Below are 21,339 nucleotides of genomic sequence, written 5' to 3'. Positions count from 1 at the left end.
AACCCGCACAGGCGACTGCTGCGGGTTTTTTGTTTTCTGACAGACACCTTCTGAATAATAAAAATCTGAAAATGTGATTGCGCTCCGAAATTAAATATTGACGGAATAAATTAATAAAACTACCGATCTAAAAAATAGAAACATCGTTTCAATTTATGAGGCGAGTCACTTTTATACACCTGATAAATGGATAACGTAGCGGCATTCAGTGGTCCGTTACTTCTAATCAGGTGAAAAAATATGCACATTAAACGAGCGATAGAAAAAATTCCTGGCGGAATGATGTTAGTGCCTCTCTTTCTTGGTGCGTTGTGCCATACCTTCGCGCCTGATTCGGGCAAATATTTTGGCTCTTTCACTAACGGACTGATGACCGGCACCGTACCGATTCTGGCGGTGTGGTTCTTCTGCATGGGAGCCTCGATCAAACTGAGCGCAACCGGAACCGTGTTGCGTAAGTCAGGCACGCTGGTGGTCACGAAAATCGCGGTCGCCTGGGTTGTGGCGGCGATAGCATCACGGTTTATGCCGGAAAATGGCGTGGAGTTTGGTTTCTTCGCCGGGCTTTCGGTACTGGCGCTGGTCGCCGCAATGGACATGACCAACGGCGGCCTGTATGCCTCAGTAATGCAGCAATACGGCACCAAAGAAGAGGCGGGGGCTTTCGTCCTGATGTCTCTGGAGTCCGGCCCGCTGATGACGATGGTCATCCTGGGCACAGCAGGGATTGCGTCCTTTGAACCTCATGTTTTCGTTGGCGCGGTGCTGCCATTCCTGGTCGGTTTTGGCTTAGGCAATCTGGATCCTGAACTGCGCGAGTTCTTCAGCAAAGCGGTACAAACGCTGATCCCGTTCTTCGCTTTCGCCCTCGGTAACACCATCAACCTGAGCGTCATTGCACAAACCGGTCTGTTAGGCATATTGCTGGGCGTGTCAGTCATTGTGATCACCGGTATCCCGCTGATCCTCGCCGACAAATTTATCGGCGGCGGTGATGGCACCGCAGGTATCGCCGCGTCCAGTTCCGCGGGTGCTGCCGTAGCGACGCCGGTACTGATTGCCGAAATGGTCCCGCAGTTCAAACCTATCGCCCCGGCCGCCACGGCGCTGGTCGCTACTTCGGTTATCGTTACCTCGATACTGGTGCCGATCCTGACAGCGATGTGGTCAAGAAGAGTGAAAAACAAAGCAGTGAAAGGCAAAGTGGCGATGGATCCGCCGATGGCGAGTGTCAAATAACTGGGTGTTATGGCCTCTTAGTTATGGACTGTGATAGTTTCGGTTTTTTAGCACCGGTTATCATGCGGCTTTTCGCGCCGAAACCGACCAAGAGGGGTCATGACGGGCCCCTCTTGGATCTCCCACGTCTCTTAACTGCGCGCTATCGCAGGCACAACGGACATGTTCTGGTGAATTAGTAGGTGGCGCAAATCCAGGTGCTTCGCACTGCCTTCTCTCGGTCTTCGAGCCAATGGTCTCGAAGCCGCTCCGTTCAGCTGAATTTTGAGCACGCCAATAAACTCTTTTAAATGATAAAAGACAATCTGCCGTTGATTTTAAGATCGTGCGGGCGATTCAGAAAACTTGCTGAACGGAGCGGGTTCGAGACGTAGGGCTCGAACACCGGGAGAAGGGACCGCGTAGCGGCAAGCTTTCCAGCCTGTCACTGTAGTAACTGAAACATAGTGTCTAGCGATAGCGCGTAGTGAAAGAGCCGGAGATTCTTAAGAGGCGCGGCGATAGGCGCCTCTTAAGGCCAGTTTGGGTGGCAGCCCAAGGTGTTGACCTTAAAGCTAGTGTGGGCGGCGAGCCCACGACCTTGACCTCAGGCAGCCAGTTAGGGTGGCTAACCCTCACAATCCTGGTGCTTTCCACATCGACGTCGTCAGCTGCCTGTCCACCAGCCCAAGCTGATCCGCATACACTTCCTGCCAGTTGGCTTTCTGCACCAGATATTTTGCGTGATTCGCCACATCCGGCTGATATTCCCGTTCCCAGCGCACCAGCGCTTCACCGGTGTCGGCGAGCGACGAATACACACCTGCAGCGACACCCGCTGCAATCGCACAACCCAGCGCGGTTGCTTCTTTTACCACCGGCACATTCACCGGAACGCCGGTCACATCACTTAAAATCTGACACCACAATTTGCCCTTCGAACCGCCGCCTGAGAACACCAGCGATTTGGCCCGTACGCCCGAAAATGCAGCGATCATATCCAGATTGCAGGCCGAGACGATGGCGGCGTTCTCTTCCAGCGCACGGAACAGCACCGGTTTGTTGCACTTTTCAGGATCGATGGAAAGATTGATGAAAGACGGGGCGGCGTGATACCAGTTCTTGAAATGCATCGCATCCGAGAATACCGGCGTCACGCCCCAGGCACCGACGGGTACCCGCGCCGCCATGTCTTCCAGCAAACTGTAGGCATCCACGCCAAGACGATGCGCCATGGTTTTTTCTTCCGTACAAAAAGCATCGCGGAACCAGCGCATGGTCAGGCCGGTGAAGAAACTGATGGATTCAGCCTGCGCCATGCCGGGAATGACGTGCGGATTGACGCGGATATTCATCTCCGGATCGGTGACCGCTTGCGGCAGATTGACGATTTGCTGCCAGAATGTACCGCCGAGAACCGCCGTCTGACCGGGACGCACCAGCCCGAGGCCAAGCGTGCCCAGTTGCGCATCACCACCGCCCATGCCGACGGGGGTTCCGGCTTTCAGGCCGCAGGCATCCGCAGCGCGGGCCGTCACATAGCCGAGGCGGGTACCGGTTTCTGCCACCGGCGAAAGCATATCGGCGCGAAGCCCCGCCATATCCAGCAGTTCAGGGCGCCAGTTGCGGGTGGCTAAATCCAGCATACCGGTGGTGCCGGCGTTGGACGGATCCACCGCCAGCTCGCCGCTGAGCATATACGCCAGCCAGTCGCTGATCATCGTGATGGTGGCTGCCTGCCGGTAAATGTCAGGCCGGTGATGCGCCAGCCACAGCAGACGCGGCATTGCGCTCAGCGCCAGCGTCTGGCCGGAGCATTCATAGACTTCGCGTTCAAATTCGAAATCGTGGATTTCTTTTAATTCGGAGACTTCACGGCTGGCGCGGGCATCGACGTTGGCACACGCCCAGACAGGCTCGCCGGATTTGTCGTACAGCACGATGCCCTCGCGCATAGAACAGGCGGCAACGGCACGGATAGCGGAAGCAGGGAGATGCGCTTCATGCAGCGCCTGGCGAATACACTGACAGGCAAGCTGCCAGTTTTTTTGCAGATCAAACTCCATCGAACCGGGGACATCCGGCACGGCGAGATGGATCCACTCTGCTTGTCCGGCGGCAATCTGCTCACCTTCAAGATTGAAAATTACCGCCCGGATACTGCCGGTACCGGCATCCAGCGCCATCAGATAGCTACGATCGTCGTCAGAGTTCAGGGTAGGGGTCATCGTGATGTTCTCTCGTGCCAGTTTATCGGGCACCGGTTACCTGACCGCCACACCCCTCACTCCCTGCGGGTCAGCCGAGCAGCGCCAGCATGGCTCTTGCTGTGCTCTCTTCAGTAACCAGTGCGTTTATTCGTTTGCCTTTCAGTGCGGCGACAATTGCTTCGGCCTTCTCGACTCCGCCCGCTACGCCTAATACCGTCGGAATGCTGGCCAGTTCGTCCGGTGCGACGGCAATCAGTTCGTCGTGGATCGCCATGTTTTCCGCCAGCTCACCATTGCGCTGCATAAAGAACCCGAGAATGTCGCCTACTGCGCCTTTACGGCCAAATAAAAGCTGTTCGCCTTCGCTGATATAACCGGAGCGCAAAATGGTCGCCTCCTGTTTCTGGTTCAGCGAACCGATGCCGACGACGGCGATATCCGCAGCGCAGGCCGCCAGCATCACGTCGTGAACATTGCGTTCCTGACGGAAAATGGTCGCCACGCTGGCTGATGACGCCCGCAACGGCGCAGGAATAATGCTCACGCCGCAGGCTGCATCAAGCTGCCCGATGCCGGTCATATACGGACCGACTCCGCCGGAAAGCGTCACCATACGGATCTGCTGAGAGGCGATAAACCCGCTCAGATGCTGCAAGGTGCTCATGGCGGTTTCGCCAAATCCCACGGCCAGCAATTGCTCTGGTTTTAACATCGTCATCAGCATATGCGCCGCGCCGACGCCCAGTCGTGCGCTCAGCGAACCGTCGGCAAGCTGGGGCAGCACACGAACCTGCTGCAAACCAAAGCGCTCAAGCAGCGTGTTTTCCAGCGACAAACAGCCCTCAAAACGCGAGTTGATTTGTACTCGGATCACTCCGGATTGCCGGCCTTTTTCCAGCAGGCGCGACACTTTAAGCCGTGTCAGTCCGAGCCGTTCACCAATCTCATTCTGGGTCAGGCCGTCGTGGTAATAGAACCACGCGGTGCGCGCCAGCAGTTCCTCTTCACCCATGCTGAATTCCGGATGGTTAGTCAAATCGGAAAGCGTTGTTTTGTCATTCATAGTGAACACTTATCAAAATGTAGATCAATTGTTCGTTAACGAAATGTTGTTAACTGTGATGTATTTGGCAAATTTCAAATGATTACTGCCCGAATCATAACGCAGAGTATATGAGTTGAACAAACTGTGATCAGGGCAAAAGTTTTCCGCGTCACCACAGACTAGCTTTATGAGCATTGTTAAACAATAAATACATTTGTTCACTTAATGTATCTCACCTGAGGCCAGCGTATGCAGTCCAGCGAAAACTCATCAGCAGACGCACCATCCCCGGACCTGCTGTTGCAGGTCAGCGGTGTCAGTAAAAGCTTTTCCGGTGTTGCGGTGCTGAAAGATATCGATTTCAGCCTGCAACGCGGTGAGGTACATGCACTGCTGGGCGGGAATGGCGCGGGGAAATCGACGCTGATGAAAATCATCGCCGGTGTCGAGATTGCCGACCGGGGCGAAATGCGACTTGGTGGCGCGCCGCTGGTGGCGCTGACACCTGCCAAAGCACATCAGGCGGGTATCTATCTGGTGCCGCAGGAACCGATGCTGTTTCCGAGCCTCAGCGTGCGCGAAAACATTCTTTTCCGTCTTCCCGCACATCAGGCCAGCGAGAAAAAACTGCAACAGTCGCTGACTGAACTGGGCTGCAATCTGCCGCTCGGTTCACTGGCCGGAACGCTGGAAGTGGCGGATCAGCAACTGGTGGAAATTCTGCGCGGGCTGATGCGTGATGCGCGTTTGCTGATCCTCGATGAACCGACGGCTTCGCTGACTCCCGCGGAATCCGCCCGCCTGTTTACGCAGGTTAGACACCTGACGGCGCAGGGCGTCGGCGTGGTGTTCATCTCGCACAAATTGCCGGAAATCCGCTCCATTGCCGACCGGGTCAGCGTGATGCGCGACGGTAAAATTGCGCTCAGCGGCGCGCTTTCTGAGCTGGATAACGATGCGCTGATTGCGGCTATCACACCGCAAACGCAGGCCACTGCACTGCCCGCAGAACAAAAGCTGTGGCTGGATTTACCGGGAGCACGGCGTAATTCGTCGGGAAACGAGCCGGTCTTGCAGGTGCAAAACCTGACCGGTGAAGGGTTTATCAATATTTCATTCAGCGCCCGCGCCGGGGAAATCGTCGGGCTGGCAGGCGTTGTCGGCGCTGGGCGCACCGAACTGGCCGAAACCCTGTATGGCCTGCGGGATGCACAAAGCGGTCAGGTGCTTTTGTTGCAACAGGACATCAGCGGGTTTAGCACCTTACAACGTCTTAGAAAAGGGCTGGTGTATTTGCCGGAAGACCGGCAGGCGTCCGGCCTTTATCTGGATGCGCCACTGAGCTGGAACACCACATCGCTCACGTTCAACCGTCAGAGCTGGTGGCTGAATATCAAACGTGAGGCGGCAGTGCTGGAGCGTTATCACCGTGCGCTGGGTATCAAATATCGCGACGGGTCGCAAACTGCCCGCACGCTTTCTGGCGGAAATCAGCAGAAATTGCTGATTGCGAAATGTCTGGAAGCCCAGCCTGCGGTGCTGATCGTCGATGAACCAACGCGCGGAGTCGATGTTTCTGCGCGGGCGGATATTTATCAGCTGCTGCGCAATGTCGTTGAACAGAACGTGGCGGTGATCCTGATTTCTTCTGATCTGGATGAAATTGAAGGGCTGGCCGACCGGGTCTTTGTCATGCATCAGGGCGAAATGAGTGGCGAGTTGCAGGGCAGCGACATCAACGTCAGCAACATTATGCACATCGCGTTTGGTAATCACGCCAAAACCCCCGCCACCGGAGGATCCTCATGCTGAAGCGGATACAAAACAACCGTGAACTGACCGCGCTGATGGCGATCATCGCCTTGTTTGCCTTACTCGGCGCAATGGACAGGCAGTCGTTCAGCTTTCAGACGCTGAGCATGATTTTCGGCAGCGCGCAAATTTTGATGTTGCTGGCGATGGGCGCGACGGTGGTGATGCTGACCCGCAATATCGACGTGTCGGTCGGTTCCATTACCGGCCTCTGCGCCGTGACGCTGGGGGTTTTGCTCAACGGCGGCATGAACCTGCCGCTGGCCTGTGTGGTCACTCTCGGCACCGGTTTGCTGGCGGGATTATTCAACGGCGTGCTGGTGGCCTGGCTGCGCATTCCGGCGATTGTCGCCACTTTAGGCACGCTGGGTTTATACCGCGGGCTGATGTTGCTGATGACCGGCGGCAAATGGATTGAAGGCTTACCTGCCGGACTGAAATCGTTGTCCGAACCGGTGTTTCTCAGCGTTTCATCGCTGGGCTGGCTGGTGATGGCTTTACTGGTGGCGATGTTCTGGATGCTCAGCCGTACCGTATTTGGCCGCAGTTTTTACGCGGTGGGCGATAACTTACAAGGTGCGCGGCAACTGGGTGTCGCTGTGAACCGCGTACGCATTCTGGCGTTCGGCATCAACGGCATGATGGCGGCCATCGCCGGTATTGTCTTCGCCTCGCAAATCGGTTTTGTGCCTAACCAGACCGGAAGCGGACTGGAAATGAAAGCCATTGCCGCCTGCGTACTTGGTGGTATCAGCCTGCTCGGCGGCACCGGATCTATACTCGGCGCGGTGCTCGGCGCGTATTTCCTGACACAAATCGACAGCGTGCTGGTGCTGTTGCGTCTTCCTGCCTGGTGGAACGATTTTATCGCCGGACTAGTGCTGCTGGCGGTGCTGGTATTCGACGGCAGATTGCGGCAGGCGCTGGAGAAAAACCTGCGGCGTCAGAAGTATTCACGCTTCCTGACGGCCAGTCCGCCGCTTCAGAAGAAAACTGCTGAACGTAAATCTCAGCCATCAAAAAATACCAGCCGCCGGTTAAGTACCGGCAAAAAGAGCGGGGTGATGTGATGAATAAACTCCAACAATATGGCTGGGAAATCGCGCTGCTGGCGTTACTGGTCATCGAAATCTTACTGTTCGGTTTCGCCAATCCGCGCATGCTGGATGCGAATACGCTGCTGTTCAGCACCAGCGATTTCATCACCATCGGAATTGTGGCATTGCCGCTGACCCTGGTGATTGTCAGCGGCGGCATCGACATTTCCTTCGGTTCGACCATCGGCCTGTGCGCCATCGCGCTCGGCGTACTTTTTCAGGCTGGCGTTCCGCTGGCACTGGCGATCATCATGACGCTGGCGCTTGGCGCGGCCTGTGGTTTGCTGAATGCGGCTCTGATCCTTTATACCGGCGTTAACCCGCTGGTCATCACGCTTGGCACGCTTTATCTGTTCGGCGGCAGTGCCTTACTGCTTTCCGGGCTGGCGGGCGCGACGGGTTTCGAGGGTATCGGTAATTTCCCTGATGCGTTCACCAACTTTGCTAATCAGGTGGTGCTGGGTCTGCCGATGCCGCTGGTGATCTTCCTGCTGGCGACGCTGTTTTTCTGGTTGCTGATGCACCGCAGTCGCACCGGTCGCAATGTCTTCCTCATCGGACAGAATGCCCGCGTGGCGCGCTATGGCGCATTGCCTGTCAGCCGCACGGTGTTTGCCCTTTACGGGATGACCGGCCTGGCCTCCGCGGTCGCCGCCATCCTGATGACATCCTATTTCGGCTCTGCCCGTTCTGATCTCGGCAACGCTTTGCTGATGCCTGCTATCACGGCGGTCGTGCTTGGCGGCGCCAATATCTACGGCGGTTCAGGTTCCATTCTCGGCACGGCGCTGGCGACGCTGCTGATCGGGTATCTCCAGCAGGGCTTGCAGATGGTCGGCGTCTCCAGTCAGGTTTCCAGTGCGCTGTCCGGCGCGCTATTGATCCTGGTGGTCATCGGTCGTTCCGCCAGCCTCAACCGTGGTCTTATCCGCAGTGTTTTCCAGCGTTATCGCCAGCGCTGGTCTGCGCCTTCTCCTTCCTTGACGTCTTCTAAATAAGCCGGGGTTAATGATGAAAGCCAACACAATGAAAACCTTACTGATTGCCAGTGCCGTAAGCCTCGCCTGCGTGAGTGCGCAGGCGGCAGAACGTATCGCCTTTATCCCAAAACTCGTGGGCGTCGGCTATTTCACCAGCGGCGGCAATGGCGCGACGGCGGCGGGGAAAGAACTGGGTGTGGACGTCACGTATGACGGCCCGACCGAACCGAGCGTTTCCGGTCAGGTACAAATGATCAACAACTTCGTCAATCAGGGATACAACGCGATTGTGGTCGCGGCGGTATCACCGGATGGCCTGTGTCCGGCACTTAAACGCGCCATGCAACGCGGCGTGAAAGTGCTGACCTGGGATTCTGACACCAAACCAGAATGTCGCTCGATTTACATCAATCAGGGCACTCCGCAACAGCTCGGCTCGATGCTGGTGGATATTACGTCCAGCCAGGTGAAGAAAGAAAAAGCCAAAGTGGCATTTTTCTACTCCAGCCCGACGGTGACCGACCAGAACCAGTGGGTAAAAGAGGCGAAAGCCAAAATTGCCAAAGAGCATCCGGGCTGGGAAATCGTGACCACGCAATATGGCTATAACGACGCCACCAAATCGCTGCAAACCGCCGAAGGGATTTTGAAATCCTACGGTGATCTCGACGCGATTATTGCACCAGACGCCAATGCATTACCGGCGGCCGCACAGGCGGCGGAAAACCTCAAACGTACTAATGTGACCATTGTCGGCTTCAGTACGCCAAACGTCATGCGCCCTTATGTTGAGCGCGGGACGGTGAAACAGTTCGGCCTGTGGGACGTGGTCAGTCAGGGCAAGATTTCGGTTTACGTCGCCGATCAGTTACTGAAAAAAGGCGAACTCAACGTAGGTGACAAACTGGATGTGCCAAACGTCGGATCGGTAGAAGTCGTGCCGAACAGCGTGCAGGGCTACCAGTATGAGGCCAAAGGCAACGGCATCGTGTTACTGCCGGAACGCGTGGTCTTCACTAAAGACAACATCGGCAAATACGACTTCTGACGATTAAGGAGAAATGAACATGGCAGATCTGGACGATATCAGAGACGGCAAGAACTTCGGCATCGGCACGCCGCAGGACAATCATGCGTTTTTCCTAAAAGGCAGCGGTCAGCTGGACTGGGGAATGCAGTCGCGGCTGGCGCGTATTTTCAATCCGGGGTCCGGGCGTACAGTGATGCTGGCGTTCGACCATGGCTATTTTCAGGGCCCGACCACTGGCCTTGAGCGTATCGATATCAATATTGCACCGCTGTTTGCGCATACCGATGTACTGATGTGTACCCGTGGCGTGCTGCGCAGTGTGGTTCCGGCGGCGGTCAATAAGCCAGTGGTAATGCGCGCTTCCGGCGGTAACTCGATTCTGACTGAGCTTTCCAATGAAACCGTTGCCGTCGCGATAGAGGACGCGCTGCGCCTGAACGTCGCGGCGATGGCGGCGCAGGTGTATATCGGCAGTGAATACGAGCATCAGTCGATCAAAAACATTATCCAGCTGGTCGATCAGGGGATGCGTTACGGCATGCCGACCATGGCGGTGACCGGCGTCGGCAAAGACATGGCGCGTGATCAGCGTTACTTCTCGCTGGCAACCCGTATTGCGGCTGAAATGGGCGCGAACATCATCAAAACCTATTATGTCGATGAAGGTTTCGAACGCGTCGCGGCGGGCTGTCCGGTGCCGATCGTGATTGCAGGCGGTAAAAAGCTGCCGGAACGCGAGGCGCTGGAAATGTGTTTCAACGCTATAGACCAGGGCGCATCCGGTGTGGATATGGGGCGTAACATTTTCCAGTCAGAATCGCCAATCGCCATGCTGAAAGCTGTGAAAGCGGTGGTGCATGAAAACGCCAGCGTGGCGCACGCATACGAACTGTTCCTGAGCGAAAAGGGGTGAATCATGGAAGTGACACTGGTCGAAATTAATGTTCAGCCGGAAAAGGTGGACGAGTTTCTGGAAGTGTTTCACGCCAATCATTCAGGTGCGGTGAAAGAACCGGGAAACCTGAGGTTTGATGTGTTGCAGGACGAAAATGTACCGACGCGATTCTTTATCTACGAAGCCTATCAGGATAATGATGCTGTGCTGGCGCACAAGAAAACCCCCCATTATCTGAAATGCGTTGAAGCGCTTGAGGGGATTATGTCGGAGCCGAGGAAGAAGACAACTTTCAAGGGGATTTACCCTTGACCTGTAATTTCTAACCGCAACTGCAACTGCAACTGCAACTGCAACTTCAAAACCGTGGGCGTCGGCCCACACCGACTTGGGGGGCGGCCTATCGCCGCCACCCCCCAAGACCCCCCGGGCTCTTTCACTGCGCGCTTCGCTCGCTGACTATGTTTCATCAGCCGCAGTGATAGCCGCAAAACCCCGCCGCTGCGCGGTTCCCTTCGTTCGGGTTACAACCCGCGTAAAAGACACGCGGTTTTCCACCTCTCCCTCCGGCGGTATTTTGGAACCGGCCTCAGGCTTCTACTTCGCAACCTTACTGATTTTGATATGAAAAGCGGATTGGTTTTGACTTTAAGATCGCGCGGGCGATTCAGAAATCTTGCTGAGCGGAGCGGCCTGGAGACCAGAGGCTCCAGGACCGAGAGAAGGCACCGCAACGCGGCAAGATTTCCAGCTTGTCACTGCGGTATCTGAAACATAGCCAGCGCGCGGATCACGTGTTTGAAAAAGCGAGGGGAGTTCAGAGGGGAAAAGCCTTTCCCCTCTGGTCGGTTTCGGCACTGTGCGTCAGGTGACCGCTGCACTTGAGAAACCGAAACCTTCTCGATCTAATGTTGATTAAATCTCCCTTGTAATGGCCAATTACATCAACCCTTCAAGCCTTACATATAACTCCCTGAACACTTTCCTCCGCTCCGCATATGCCGTGTGCTTAACACTGTCTGGTTCATGCACTTGCTCAAGTGCCAACTCCGGCAGGAACTGTTCCAGCGGTTTACCCGCATTCATCGCAATTTGCGCCAGACGCGCTGCGCCCAATGCCGGACCGACATCGCCGCCGGTGCGGTATTCCAGCGTCTTACCGCTGATATCCGCCAGCATTTGCCGCCAGTAAGGGCTTCGGGCACCGCCGCCAATCAGCGTGATGCTGTGCGGTTTCAGACCGGTTGCGTGCAACACGTCCATACCGTCTGCCAGAGCGAATCCCACACCTTCGAGCACCGCGCGGGCAATATCGGCAGGGCCGTGCTGATGTGTCAGGCCAAACAACGTTCCTTTGGCATTCGGATTATTGTGCGGCGTGCGTTCACCGGACAGATACGGCAGGAACCAGACAGGAGAGTCGGCGGGTTGAGTTTTCTGCGCCAGAGTGATCAGCTCACCCACTGAAGCGGTGCCGGTCAGATTCGCGGCCCAGTCCAGACAGGATGCGGCACTGAGCATAACCGACATCAGATGCCAGGTGTCCGGCAGCGCGTGACAGAAACTGTGTACCGCCTGTTGCGGATTACTCAGAAATCCGTCGCTGACCGCGAAATACACGCCGGACGTGCCAAGAGAAAGCATCGCCTGACCCGTTTTGTATAACCCGACACCTACCGCTCCAGCAGCATTATCACCGCCACCGGCGATGACTGGCACACAATCCATTCCCCAGCGGGAAGCGAGTTCTGGGAGTAACTGACCGGTAATCTGATTGCCTTCGAAAAGCTCCGGCATGTGTTTACGCGTCAGGCCGGTTGCGCTGAGCATTTTGTCACTCCAGTCGCGTTTCGCCACGTCGAGCCACATCGTGCCTGCGGCGTCAGACATATCGGAAGCAAAAACGCCGGTCATCAGCCAGCGAAGATAATCTTTGGGCAGCAATACTTTGTCTATTTTCGCGAACAAGTCAGGTTCGTTTTCGCGCAGCCAGAGCAGTTTTGGTGCCGTAAAGCCGGGCATCATCAGGTTGCCGGTTATCTGGCGGGAGTCCGGGAGTTCTGCTTCCAGTTTCCCGCACTGGCTGAAACTGCGGCCATCGTTCCATAAAATTGCCGGACGCAGAACCTGATGCTTTGCATCAAGAACCGTGGCGCCATGCATCTGACCCGTCAGGCCGACCGCTTTTACGCTTTGCAGGGCATGTTGCTTAGATAACGCAGACAACGCGCGGTCTGTTGCTGTCCACCAGTCGGCCGGATTTTGCTCAGACCACAAAGGATGGGGACGGGAAAGGGTTAACGCCTCACTGTGGCTGGCGACCACCCGACCTTCTTCGCTAAGCAAAATGGCTTTGACGCCAGACGTGCCGAGATCTATTCCGAGATACATATTTTTCCCTTTTCTGTTAACCCGTTCCCAGAACGATTTACGCCCTGCGATTCCGCACAAAGCGGGCAGGGCGTGAGCTTATTTTACAAGATTAACCAAACAGATAACGGTTAACCAGATTCTCCAGACGTTCCTGCTGGCCGCTCTGGTGCTGAGGTGCCAGCGCGTTTTGTTGCGCATAGTTGCTCAGGGATTCCAGAGACATTTTGCCTTGGAGGATCTGCTGACCCAGTTCTGTATTCCAGCCGGCGTAACGCTGTGCAACGTGTTTATCCAGTTCACGGCTTTCAATCATACGGGCCGCCACTTTCAACGCCAGTGCCATGGTATCCATGCCACCAATATGGCCGTAGAACAGATCATATTTGTCGGTGCTCTGACGACGCACCTTAGAGTCGAAGTTCAGACCGCCGGTGGTGAAACCGCCGGCTTTGATGATTTCATACATCACAAGCGCATTTTCTTCCACGCTGTTCGGGAACTGGTCAGTGTCCCAGCCGCACTGCGGGTCACCGCGGTTCGCATCGACGGAACCGAAGATACCGAGAGCAATGGCGTTGGCAATTTCATGATGGAAAGAGTGACCAGCCAGCGTCGCGTGGTTCGCCTCGATATTTACTTTGATCTCTTTTTCCAGACCAAACTGTTTAAGGAACCCGTAAACGGACGCCACGTCATAATCATACTGATGCTTGGTCGGCTCCTGCGGTTTTGGCTCAATCAGCAGGGTGCCCTGGAAACCAATTTTGTGTTTGTGTTCAACCACCATCTGCATGAAGCGACCCAGTTGTTCGCGCTCCTGACGCAGGTCGGTATTGAGCAGCGTTTCATAACCTTCGCGGCCACCCCACAACACATAGTTTTCACCGCCGAGCTGTTTAGTGGCGTTCATCGCATGAACAACCTGCGTCGCTGCCCAGGTATAGATTTCAGGATTTGGATTGGTTGCCGCACCCGCGCCGTAACGTGGATTGGTAAAGCAGTTCGCGGTGCCCCACAGCAGTTTAACGCCGCTGGCTTCCTGTTTTTGCGCCAGAACATCGGTCATTACGGCAAAATTATTGATGTATTCTTTAATCGTCGCGCCTTCCGGCGAGACGTCAACATCGTGGAAGCAGTAGTAAGGCACATTGAGTTTCTGGAAGAACTCGAACGCCACCTCTGCTTTACGTTTCGCCAGCTCCAGCGCATCGCCGGGTTGTTGCCACGGACGATCAAATGCGCCCACGCCGAACATATCATTGCCGTTCCAGCAGAATGTGTGCCAGTAGCAGGCTGCGAAACGCAGATGCTCAGCCATCGTTTTGCCGAGGATGACTTCTTCAGGATTGTAATGACGGAATGCCAGCGGGTTAGTGCTGTTAGCACCTTCGTAGCGAACGGCGTCAAGCTTGTCGAAATATGCGTGCATTGAAAACTCCTTGAAAACGGGCCCAGCGGGACTGGGAAGCTGAGGCTCTATCTTCGGAGGAGATGTTAAATCCCACAATTACGTTATTTCACACTCAATTTAATAGAATTATTAAGTGTGCGGCAGATCGCATAAATAAGCAGTTTTCTTCATGGTTTTTATTAAACTTCCACGATGTCCCGACAATAAAAAGTCTTATCGTGCTTGTATTACAGGCAAACCATGATCCCCATCATAATTCCTGAAATAAACAAAAAATCGTAATGCAGTGATTAAAATCTGCAATTGCCGATTAATTACCCAGCGACAACAATCCTTGTGTCATTGCTGTACGAACTCTTCTGTATCTGCCTCTACTTATTCTTATAAAAGGTCTGACATGATGAAAATGAATAAAATAATTCTTTCTGCCTGTGCCGCATTAGTGCTTTTCAGTCAGTCAGGGTTGGCGAAAGAAATTAAAATTGGTATGGCTATTGATGACTTACGTTTAGAACGCTGGCAAAAAGACCGTGATATTTTTGTGGTTAAAGCCAAAACGCTCGGTGCGGATGTTTTTGTTCAGTCTGCGAATGGTAATGAAGAAACCCAAATGGCGCAGATTGAAAATATGATCAACCGTGGCGTCGATGTGCTGGTGATCATTCCTTATAACGGACAAGTGCTGAGTAATGTGATTGCCGAAGCCAAACAGGAAGGCATAAAAGTGCTGGCGTATGACCGCATGATTAATAACGCCGACATTGATTTTTATATCTCTTTTGATAATGAAAAGGTGGGCGAACTTCAGGCTCAAAGCCTGGTTGAACGCGTACCCCAAGGCAATTATTTCCTGATGGGCGGCTCGCCGGTGGATAACAACGCCAAGCTTTTCCGCGCCGGTCAGATGAAAGTACTCAATCCGCTAATCAAAGACGGCAAGATAAAAGTGGTGGGTGATCAATGGGCTGATGGCTGGTTGCCTGAAAATGCCCTGAAGATTATGGAAAACGCGCTGACCGCCAACAACAACAAAATCGATGCCGTCGTCGCCTCCAACGATGCGACCGCCGGTGGTGCGGTGCAGGCGTTATCTGCACAGGGTCTGGCGGGTAAAGTCGCGATCTCCGGTCAGGATGCTGATCTTGCGGCGATCAAACGTATCGAAGCGGGTACGCAGACCATGACGGTTTACAAACCCATCACCAAACTGGCCAATGATGCTGCCGAAATTGCCGTGCAGTTAGGTAAAGGTGAAACGCCAAAATCTAATGCGACATTAAATAACGGTAAAAAAGAAGTGCCTTCGTATTTATTAACACCGATTCAGGTGGATAAAAATAATATTGATAGCACCGTGGTGGCTGACGGTTTCCATAAGAAATCAGATCTCTAATTTTTCAATATTTTTCTACGAAAACAACACTTCTTTTTGACGTGTTGTTTTTTCTGGAGGTAAACATGCCAGATCAATATGAAAAATTACCCCTGCTGGATATGCGAAATGTCACTAAGAAATTTGGTGCGGTAAAAGCGGTTGATAATATTAGTCTGACGCTGGCCGCAGGCGAAGTGTTATCCCTGTGCGGCGAGAACGGGTCCGGAAAATCGACATTAATGAAAGTGTTGTGCGCAATTTATCCGCACGGAACTTTTGAGGGGGAAATTTATTTTTCAGGTGAACGACTTACTGCAAAAGGTATTCGTGATACTGAACAAAAAGGGATTGCGATAATTCATCAGGAGCTGGCGCTGGTAAAACAACTGAGCGTGCTGGAAAACATGTTTTTGGGCAATGAGTGGGGCAGCTTTGGCCTGCTCGATACCGATAAAATGTATCTGCGTTGTCAGCGTATGCTGGCGCAGGTCAAACTCGATATCGATCCGCATACGCTGGTGGGCGAACTGGGATTAGGGCAGCGGCAGCTGGTTGAAATTGCTAAAGCCCTCAACAAGCAGGTGCGTTTGCTGGTGCTTGACGAACCCACGGCGTCTCTCACTGAAAGTGAAACCGCGATTTTGCTCGATATTATCCGTGATTTGCGCCATCACGATATCGCCTGCATTTACATTTCCCACAAACTGAACGAAGTGAAAGCTATCTCCGACAAACTTTGCGTCATCCGTGATGGACGTCATATCGCCACCTGCAATGCGGCCGGCACGTCGGAAAAGGACATCATCGCTATGATGGTGGGCCGCGAACTCACTGAGTTATTCCCCCCGCGTGAGCGGCAGATGGGTAATGAAATTTTGCGCATTGAAAACCTCACTGCGTGGCATCCGGTGAATCGCCACATAAAGCGGGTGGATAACGCCGGTTTCACGCTGCGTCAGGGCGAAGTACTGGGCGTCGCAGGGCTGGTCGGTGCAGGCAGAACAGAAATGATGGAGTGCCTTTTCGGTGTTTATCCGGGGCGCTGGTCAGGAGATGTCTGGCTCGAAGGTCATAAAGTGCAGATTACCGATTGCCGTGATGCCATGCGCCGTGGCCTGGCGATGGTGCCCGAAGACCGCAAACGCGACGGCATCGTGCCGGTGATGGCGGTGGGCAGCAATATCACGCTGGCAGCGCTGAGCCAGTTCAGCGGTGGCGGTGTTCTGCGTGAAGCGCAGGAACAGCACACCATCAGCGAATCGGTGAAACAACTCAAAATTAAAACATCTTCTCCCGAGCTGGCAATCGGAAGGCTCAGCGGCGGCAATCAACAAAAAGCCATTCTGGCGCGTTGTCTGCTGCTTAAACCCAAAATCTTAATTCTTGATGAACCTACACGCGGAATCGATGTGGGAGCAAAACATGAAATCTACAAACTGATCGGCCAGCTTGCGGCACAGGGAATGGCAATCATCGTTATCTCATCAGAGTTACCCGAAGTGCTTGGACTGAGTGACCGCGTCGTAGTGATGCATCTCGGGCAGGTGAAAGCCTGCCTGGAAAATAACAATTTAAGTCAGGAGCAGGTCATGGAAGCCGCATTGAGGAGTGAAGCTTATGTCTAAATTTCCCCAGCCAGGAACCCCTTCCGCCGCCGTCAACGAGAGCGGTTCAGAGGCCGTGCTATCGGTCAAAAAACTGAAAAGTATCAATCTGCAGGTTTTTGTCATGCTGGCGGCCATTGCGGTGATTATCGTGTTTTTCAGCGTGACCACCGACGGCGCGTATATCAGCGCGCGTAACGTTTCTAATTTGCTGCGCCAGACCGCCATTACCGGCATTCTGGCCGTCGGCATGGTGTTCGTGATTATTTCTGCGGAAATCGACCTGTCCGTCGGCTCGATGATGGGTTTACTCGGCGGCGTGGCGGCGATTTTTGACGTCTGGCTCGGCTGGCCGTTGCCACTGACTATCGTGGTGACGCTGGCGCTTGGATTGTTGCTTGGCGCATGGAACGGCTGGTGGGTGGCTTACCGTAAGGTACCGTCATTTATCGTCACGCTGGCAGGAATGCTGGCGTTTCGCGGCATTCTGATAGGTATCACCAGCGGCACCACGGTGTCGCCGACGACGCCTGCGATGTCGCTGATTGGTCAAAGCTACCTGCCAGATACCTTAGGTTTTGGTATCGGTGCGGTGGCTCTGGCGTTGTTTATCGGCTGGCAATGGCACCGGCGTAAACAGCGTGCAGCTCTCGGATTGCCGGTGAGCGCGGCTAAAAACGATGTCACCCGTCAGGCACTGACGGCCATCATTGCGCTGGGTGCGATATATCTGCTCAACGACTATCGCGGCGTGCCGACGCCGGTGCTGATTCTGGTAGCGCTGATGCTGGGCGGCATGTTTATGGCGTCCCGCACCTCATTTGGTCGTCGTATTTATGCCATTGGTGGCAACATCGAAGCGGCGCGGTTATCCGGCGTGAACGTTGAACGCAGCAAGCTGGCGGTATTTGCGATTAACGGACTGATGGTCGCTATCGCCGGTCTGATCCTCAGTTCACGTTTGGGCGCGGGTTCGCCATCGGCGGGTAATATTGCCGAACTGGATGCCATTGCCGCCTGCGTTATTGGCGGAACCAGCCTGGCGGGCGGGGTGGGGAGTGTTGCGGGTGCCGTAATGGGCGCTTTCATCATGGCATCTCTGGATAACGGCATGAGTATGCTGGACGTGCCAACGTTCTGGCAGTACATCGTCAAAGGCGCGATCCTGCTGCTGGCGGTCTGGATGGATTCGGCCACCAAGAGACGCGCATAAATCCTCCGCTGTGGCGGTGATTATGCGAGGCAATGCAGGAAAACCTGAGGAACCTCACATAATCACTATGCCAAATCAACCTAAGCCATTGCGCTGTGCTATTGACCAACGCAATCAGCCTCATTCAGTTAGCGCAATGAATGAGGCTTAGTCTATTAGAAACCGGTGAGAGACAGGCATGTTTGAGAAACGTTATCGGATCACTCTGTTATTTAACGCTAACAAAGTTTACGACCGTCAGGTAGTAGAAGGCGTGGGTGAGTATTTGCAGGCCTCACAAAGCGACTGGGATATCTTCATTGAAGAGGATTTCCGCTGCCGTATAGATAATATTAAAGACTGGCTCGGCGATGGCGTCATTGCTGATTTTGACGACAGGGAAATCGAGACGTTGCTTAAGGATCTAAATGTTCCGATAGTGGGCGTCGGCGGTTCCTATCATCAGGAAGACGATTATCCGCCAGTGCATTACATCGCCACCGACAACTACGCGCTGGTTGAAGCGGCCTTTATGCACCTCAAAGAGAAAGGTATCAACCGTTTCGCATTTTATGGTTTACCTGATGCGGGGGGGAAACGCTGGGCACAGGAGCGCGAACACGCTTTCAAAAAACTGGTATCGGCTGAGCAATATCAGGGGGTGGTGTATCAGGGGATGGAAACCGCGCCGGAAAACTGGCAGCACGCGCAGAACCGGCTGGCCGACTGGATCCAGACCTTGCCGCAGCAAACTGGCATTATTGCCGTCACCGATGCCCGGGCACGCCATCTGTTGCAGGTCTGCGAGCATCTGAATATTCCGGTGCCGGAAAAGCTCAGTGTGATCGGCATTGATAACGAAGAACTGACACGATATTTGTCACGCGTGGCGCTGTCTTCCGTGGTGCAAGGCACGCGGCAGATGGGATACCGGGCGGCAAAGCTCCTGCATCAGTTGCTGGATCAGCGCGATTTACCGTTACAGCGCATTCTTGTGCCACCGGTGAAAGTGGTTGAGCGCCGTTCAACTGATTTCCGTTCTTTGCGCGATCCGGCGGTTATCCAGGCCATGCACTATATCCGTTATCACGCCTGTAAAGGGATTAAGGTAGAGCAGGTTCTTGATGCCATCGGGATGTCGCGTTCGAACCTGGAAAAACGCTTTAAAGATGAAACCGGGCAAACAATCCACGGTGTGATCCACGAGGAAAAACTCGACCGGGCGCGCAATCTGCTGGCGGCGACGTCAATTTCAATTAATGAGATCTCGCAGATGTGCGGCTATCCGTCGCTGCAATATTTCTATTCGGTATTCAAAAAAGGCTACGAAATGACGCCGAAAGAGTACCGGAGTATTCACGGCGAAAGTGTCTATCAGGACGTTTAGAAACCACATAAAAAAAGCCCCGTTGTGAGGGCAACGGGGCAAGGCAGACCTTCCGCTTTTTAAGGTTCGACGACCTTTTGATAACCGGCAAGCATCAGAACCGGCGGCTTACCGCTTTCTTTTGCTTCGACACTGATAGTGCGGCCGGTGCGTTCGCCGCCTATGTAATACGCCACTTCGGTTTGCCCTGCAGCAATAGCTGCACGGACGGCTTTATCGACATCGACATAGCGGAATTGCTGAACGTTATCCATATACAAACTGGCATCCGCAGTATATTTAAATGACGGTTTGTTATTCCAGTTCACAGTATTTTCATCCCAGCCATCAGGTGTGGTTGGGTAGAAGAAAATAGTAAAGGCACTTGTATCAGAAATATTTCCATTATAAATGCGGATTTTATATTTAAAGCTTACGCCGGGATAATCATCCACATTTGGCGGTAAAGCGGGGATTTTGAATTTAATTAATGCCAGCATTTGTTTATGATAATCGCGGCTGGAGTTTCTCCAGTCATCCTGCACTAATAATGTCGGGACACTGCCATAATTGTTTTCGGCATCAGTTTGATTGCTGACATAGGTATCAGCTTCTGCATCGGTATAGCTGTAAGGGATATTCGTCGAACATTCCATAGAATAATTCATACAACGGTCAGCCATGAATTTGGTTGCATCTTCTGTCCACCCATTCATGAAATCACCATGTGCGGTATAAATACTGCCCCAGAGTGGTGTCAGCTGACCGTCAATCATCTGAGGATCCAGTGATAACTTGATTTTACTGACATCCAGCGATTGGATCTGAGGAAGGACATACGCAATGTTCATATTCACTGAGGCAATTTTGACAGGATGGTCGGCCGGACACTTCCCTGAATTGTCGCTGTAGACGGCATTTTTTGTGCCCTTGGCTTTCAGGTTGACACCATCCCAGCAGTTAGGAAACATCACAGCAATATTGAACTGCACGGCGTCGCCAGCGGAGCGCAGGCCGCAGGTCTGGTCGGCGGTGTGGGTGTAACCATTGCCATTTGCGCATAAGAAATTAACCTGAGGATTCGGCCCCGAGCCCCGGTGATCACCCGCCAGTAACTGCAAACCGTGTGGGTAAGCGGTGATAGGGTACTGTGCAACATTATTTGCCTGATAATAAATTTTGATGTAGGCCGGGTTCACCACCTGACCATCAGGTAACATCATGGTCGGCGCCCAATAACCGGTGCTGTCCGCCGCGTTATTACAGGTTGTGCCTGAATGCAGGAGAAGGCTTTCTGCCGTAGAGAAGGCGTCGGTGGAGCGGTTGCCCACAAAATCATGGGACATTGCCATGCCTGGCATTCCGGGCATTAATATGGCGTCATCCGGTTTCATATGACTGAAACTACACACCACATTAGCCTGTCCGTCAGCAGCCTGAACGGACGGTACCGATATTCCTGCACAACAGGCCAGCAGCAAAGAAAAATAAAATCTACATTTCATATTGGCATCCTTAACGGCGCGGCAAGGGTATTTAAATATTGAGTCGTGTTTAAAAAAGAAAGGATTTCCGCTGGAGTCACTGAGAGGTTTTATTATTTCATTGCCAGTGAAATGTGCACGTAAAATAAGATGAAGAAGAAAAGAATGATTTGTTTTATAACGATGAGCCGAAATGAGTGACCGGTAGAATTGACGGAAATAAAAAGCCCCGTAACTCACGAGAGTC

At 53.6% G+C, this 21,339-nt stretch carries 16 protein-coding genes; 11 read left to right on the top strand and 5 right to left on the bottom strand.

What is annotated here, in order from left to right; all coding sequences use genetic code 11:
• The first annotated feature begins 240 nt into the window (after positions 1-240).
• Positions 241-1,239, top strand: a complete 999-nt coding sequence (gene kdgT, locus ACJY2G_RS08570) for a 2-keto-3-deoxygluconate transporter (RefSeq protein ID WP_120161434.1) — start codon at positions 241-243, stop codon at positions 1,237-1,239.
• A gap of 614 nt (positions 1,240-1,853) precedes the next feature.
• On the opposite strand, the gene lsrK is transcribed toward kdgT, so the two are convergent.
• Positions 1,854-3,446, bottom strand: a complete 1,593-nt coding sequence (lsrK, locus tag ACJY2G_RS08565; RefSeq protein ID WP_165353194.1) for an autoinducer-2 kinase — start codon at positions 3,444-3,446, stop codon at positions 1,854-1,856.
• A 70-nt stretch (positions 3,447-3,516) separates the two neighbouring features.
• Positions 3,517-4,491 carry a transcriptional regulator LsrR gene (gene lsrR / locus ACJY2G_RS08560; protein WP_112288400.1) on the bottom strand — a complete coding sequence of 325 codons (975 nt, stop codon included), beginning with the start codon at positions 4,489-4,491 and terminating at the stop codon, positions 3,517-3,519.
• A gap of 231 nt (positions 4,492-4,722) precedes the next feature.
• Between lsrR and lsrA the strand changes: the two genes are divergently transcribed.
• The 6 genes from lsrA to lsrG are packed head-to-tail and all read left to right on the top strand — an operon-like array spanning position 4,723 to position 10,599.
• Complete coding sequence (gene lsrA, locus ACJY2G_RS08555; protein ID WP_430319125.1) at positions 4,723-6,285, top strand: autoinducer 2 ABC transporter ATP-binding protein LsrA; 1,563 nt, start codon at positions 4,723-4,725, stop codon at positions 6,283-6,285.
• Positions 6,279-7,355 carry an autoinducer 2 ABC transporter permease LsrC gene (gene lsrC / locus ACJY2G_RS08550; RefSeq protein WP_430319124.1) on the top strand — a complete coding sequence of 359 codons (1,077 nt, stop codon included), beginning with the start codon at positions 6,279-6,281 and terminating at the stop codon, positions 7,353-7,355. The genes lsrA and lsrC overlap by 7 nt, the downstream gene beginning before the upstream one ends.
• Positions 7,355-8,380: an autoinducer 2 ABC transporter permease LsrD gene (gene lsrD / locus ACJY2G_RS08545; RefSeq protein WP_439291649.1), complete on the top strand. Its 1,026-nt coding sequence runs from the start codon at positions 7,355-7,357 to the stop codon at positions 8,378-8,380. The genes lsrC and lsrD overlap by 1 nt, the downstream gene beginning before the upstream one ends.
• Positions 8,381-8,408: 28 nt before the next feature.
• Positions 8,409-9,410, top strand: coding sequence for an autoinducer 2 ABC transporter substrate-binding protein LsrB (gene lsrB / locus ACJY2G_RS08540; protein WP_439291677.1), 1,002 nt, complete (start codon positions 8,409-8,411; stop codon positions 9,408-9,410).
• Positions 9,411-9,429: 19 nt separating this feature from the next.
• Complete coding sequence (gene lsrF / locus ACJY2G_RS08535; protein WP_430319122.1) at positions 9,430-10,305, top strand: 3-hydroxy-5-phosphonooxypentane-2,4-dione thiolase; 876 nt, start codon at positions 9,430-9,432, stop codon at positions 10,303-10,305.
• 3 nt (positions 10,306-10,308) lie between these two features.
• Positions 10,309-10,599, top strand: a complete 291-nt coding sequence (lsrG, locus tag ACJY2G_RS08530) for a (4S)-4-hydroxy-5-phosphonooxypentane-2,3-dione isomerase (protein ID WP_112288394.1) — start codon at positions 10,309-10,311, stop codon at positions 10,597-10,599.
• 627 nt (positions 10,600-11,226) lie between these two features.
• Here lsrG and xylB read toward each other — a convergent pair.
• Together xylB and xylA are read right to left on the bottom strand one after the other, a co-directional pair.
• Complete coding sequence (gene xylB / locus ACJY2G_RS08525) at positions 11,227-12,678, bottom strand: xylulokinase (protein WP_430319121.1); 1,452 nt, start codon at positions 12,676-12,678, stop codon at positions 11,227-11,229.
• A 91-nt stretch (positions 12,679-12,769) separates the two neighbouring features.
• Positions 12,770-14,089: a xylose isomerase gene (gene xylA / locus ACJY2G_RS08520; protein ID WP_120161445.1), complete on the bottom strand. Its 1,320-nt coding sequence runs from the start codon at positions 14,087-14,089 to the stop codon at positions 12,770-12,772.
• A gap of 382 nt (positions 14,090-14,471) precedes the next feature.
• On the opposite strand from xylA, the gene xylF reads away from it, so the two are divergent.
• The 4 genes from xylF to xylR all read left to right on the top strand — a co-directional run bounded on the left by xylF (position 14,472) and on the right by xylR (position 19,629).
• Positions 14,472-15,464: a D-xylose ABC transporter substrate-binding protein gene (gene xylF / locus ACJY2G_RS08515; protein WP_439291676.1), complete on the top strand. Its 993-nt coding sequence runs from the start codon at positions 14,472-14,474 to the stop codon at positions 15,462-15,464.
• A gap of 65 nt (positions 15,465-15,529) precedes the next feature.
• Positions 15,530-17,071 (top strand): xylose ABC transporter ATP-binding protein, encoded by a 1,542-nt coding sequence (locus ACJY2G_RS08510; protein WP_439291648.1) that lies wholly within the window; start codon positions 15,530-15,532, stop codon positions 17,069-17,071.
• Positions 17,064-18,263 (top strand): xylose ABC transporter permease XylH, encoded by a 1,200-nt coding sequence (gene xylH, locus ACJY2G_RS08505; protein ID WP_120161450.1) that lies wholly within the window; start codon positions 17,064-17,066, stop codon positions 18,261-18,263. The genes ACJY2G_RS08510 and xylH overlap by 8 nt, the downstream gene beginning before the upstream one ends.
• 178 nt (positions 18,264-18,441) lie before the next feature.
• Positions 18,442-19,629 carry a D-xylose utilization transcriptional activator XylR gene (gene xylR, locus ACJY2G_RS08500; protein ID WP_112289398.1) on the top strand — a complete coding sequence of 396 codons (1,188 nt, stop codon included), beginning with the start codon at positions 18,442-18,444 and terminating at the stop codon, positions 19,627-19,629.
• A 59-nt stretch (positions 19,630-19,688) separates the two neighbouring features.
• Here the strand turns inward: xylR and ACJY2G_RS08495 are convergent, their stop codons facing one another.
• On the bottom strand, positions 19,689-21,332 hold the full coding sequence (locus ACJY2G_RS08495) for a CBM96 family carbohydrate-binding protein (protein WP_439291675.1): 1,644 nt from the start codon (positions 21,330-21,332) through the stop codon (positions 19,689-19,691).
• Between the last annotated feature and the right edge of the window lie 7 nt (positions 21,333-21,339).

It is taken from the genome of Rahnella sp. ATs2 (assembly GCF_051851855.1).
Classification (GTDB): Bacteria; Pseudomonadota; Gammaproteobacteria; order Enterobacterales; family Enterobacteriaceae; genus Rahnella; species Rahnella variigena.
The sequence above is the reverse complement of the archived record's forward strand: the minus strand, read 5'-3'. Positions and strand labels throughout refer to the sequence as shown.

Bases quoted from the DNA above. Each gene is read 5' to 3' on its own strand.
- kdgT (WP_120161434.1), top strand. From the start codon at position 241: ATGCACATTAAACGAGCGATAGAAAAAATTCCTGGCGGAATGATGTTA.
- lsrK (WP_165353194.1), bottom strand. From the start codon at position 3,446: ATGACCCCTACCCTGAACTCTGACGACGATCGTAGCTATCTGATGGCG.
- lsrR (WP_112288400.1), bottom strand. From the start codon at position 4,491: ATGAATGACAAAACAACGCTTTCCGATTTGACTAACCATCCGGAATTC.
- lsrA (WP_430319125.1), top strand. From the start codon at position 4,723: ATGCAGTCCAGCGAAAACTCATCAGCAGACGCACCATCCCCGGACCTG.
- lsrC (WP_430319124.1), top strand. From the start codon at position 6,279: ATGCTGAAGCGGATACAAAACAACCGTGAACTGACCGCGCTGATGGCG.
- lsrD (WP_439291649.1), top strand. From the start codon at position 7,355: ATGAATAAACTCCAACAATATGGCTGGGAAATCGCGCTGCTGGCGTTA.
- lsrB (WP_439291677.1), top strand. From the start codon at position 8,409: ATGAAAACCTTACTGATTGCCAGTGCCGTAAGCCTCGCCTGCGTGAGT.
- lsrF (WP_430319122.1), top strand. From the start codon at position 9,430: ATGGCAGATCTGGACGATATCAGAGACGGCAAGAACTTCGGCATCGGC.
- lsrG (WP_112288394.1), top strand. From the start codon at position 10,309: ATGGAAGTGACACTGGTCGAAATTAATGTTCAGCCGGAAAAGGTGGAC.
- xylB (WP_430319121.1), bottom strand. From the start codon at position 12,678: ATGTATCTCGGAATAGATCTCGGCACGTCTGGCGTCAAAGCCATTTTG.
- xylA (WP_120161445.1), bottom strand. From the start codon at position 14,089: ATGCACGCATATTTCGACAAGCTTGACGCCGTTCGCTACGAAGGTGCT.
- xylF (WP_439291676.1), top strand. From the start codon at position 14,472: ATGAAAATGAATAAAATAATTCTTTCTGCCTGTGCCGCATTAGTGCTT.
- ACJY2G_RS08510 (WP_439291648.1), top strand. From the start codon at position 15,530: ATGCCAGATCAATATGAAAAATTACCCCTGCTGGATATGCGAAATGTC.
- xylH (WP_120161450.1), top strand. From the start codon at position 17,064: ATGTCTAAATTTCCCCAGCCAGGAACCCCTTCCGCCGCCGTCAACGAG.
- xylR (WP_112289398.1), top strand. From the start codon at position 18,442: ATGTTTGAGAAACGTTATCGGATCACTCTGTTATTTAACGCTAACAAA.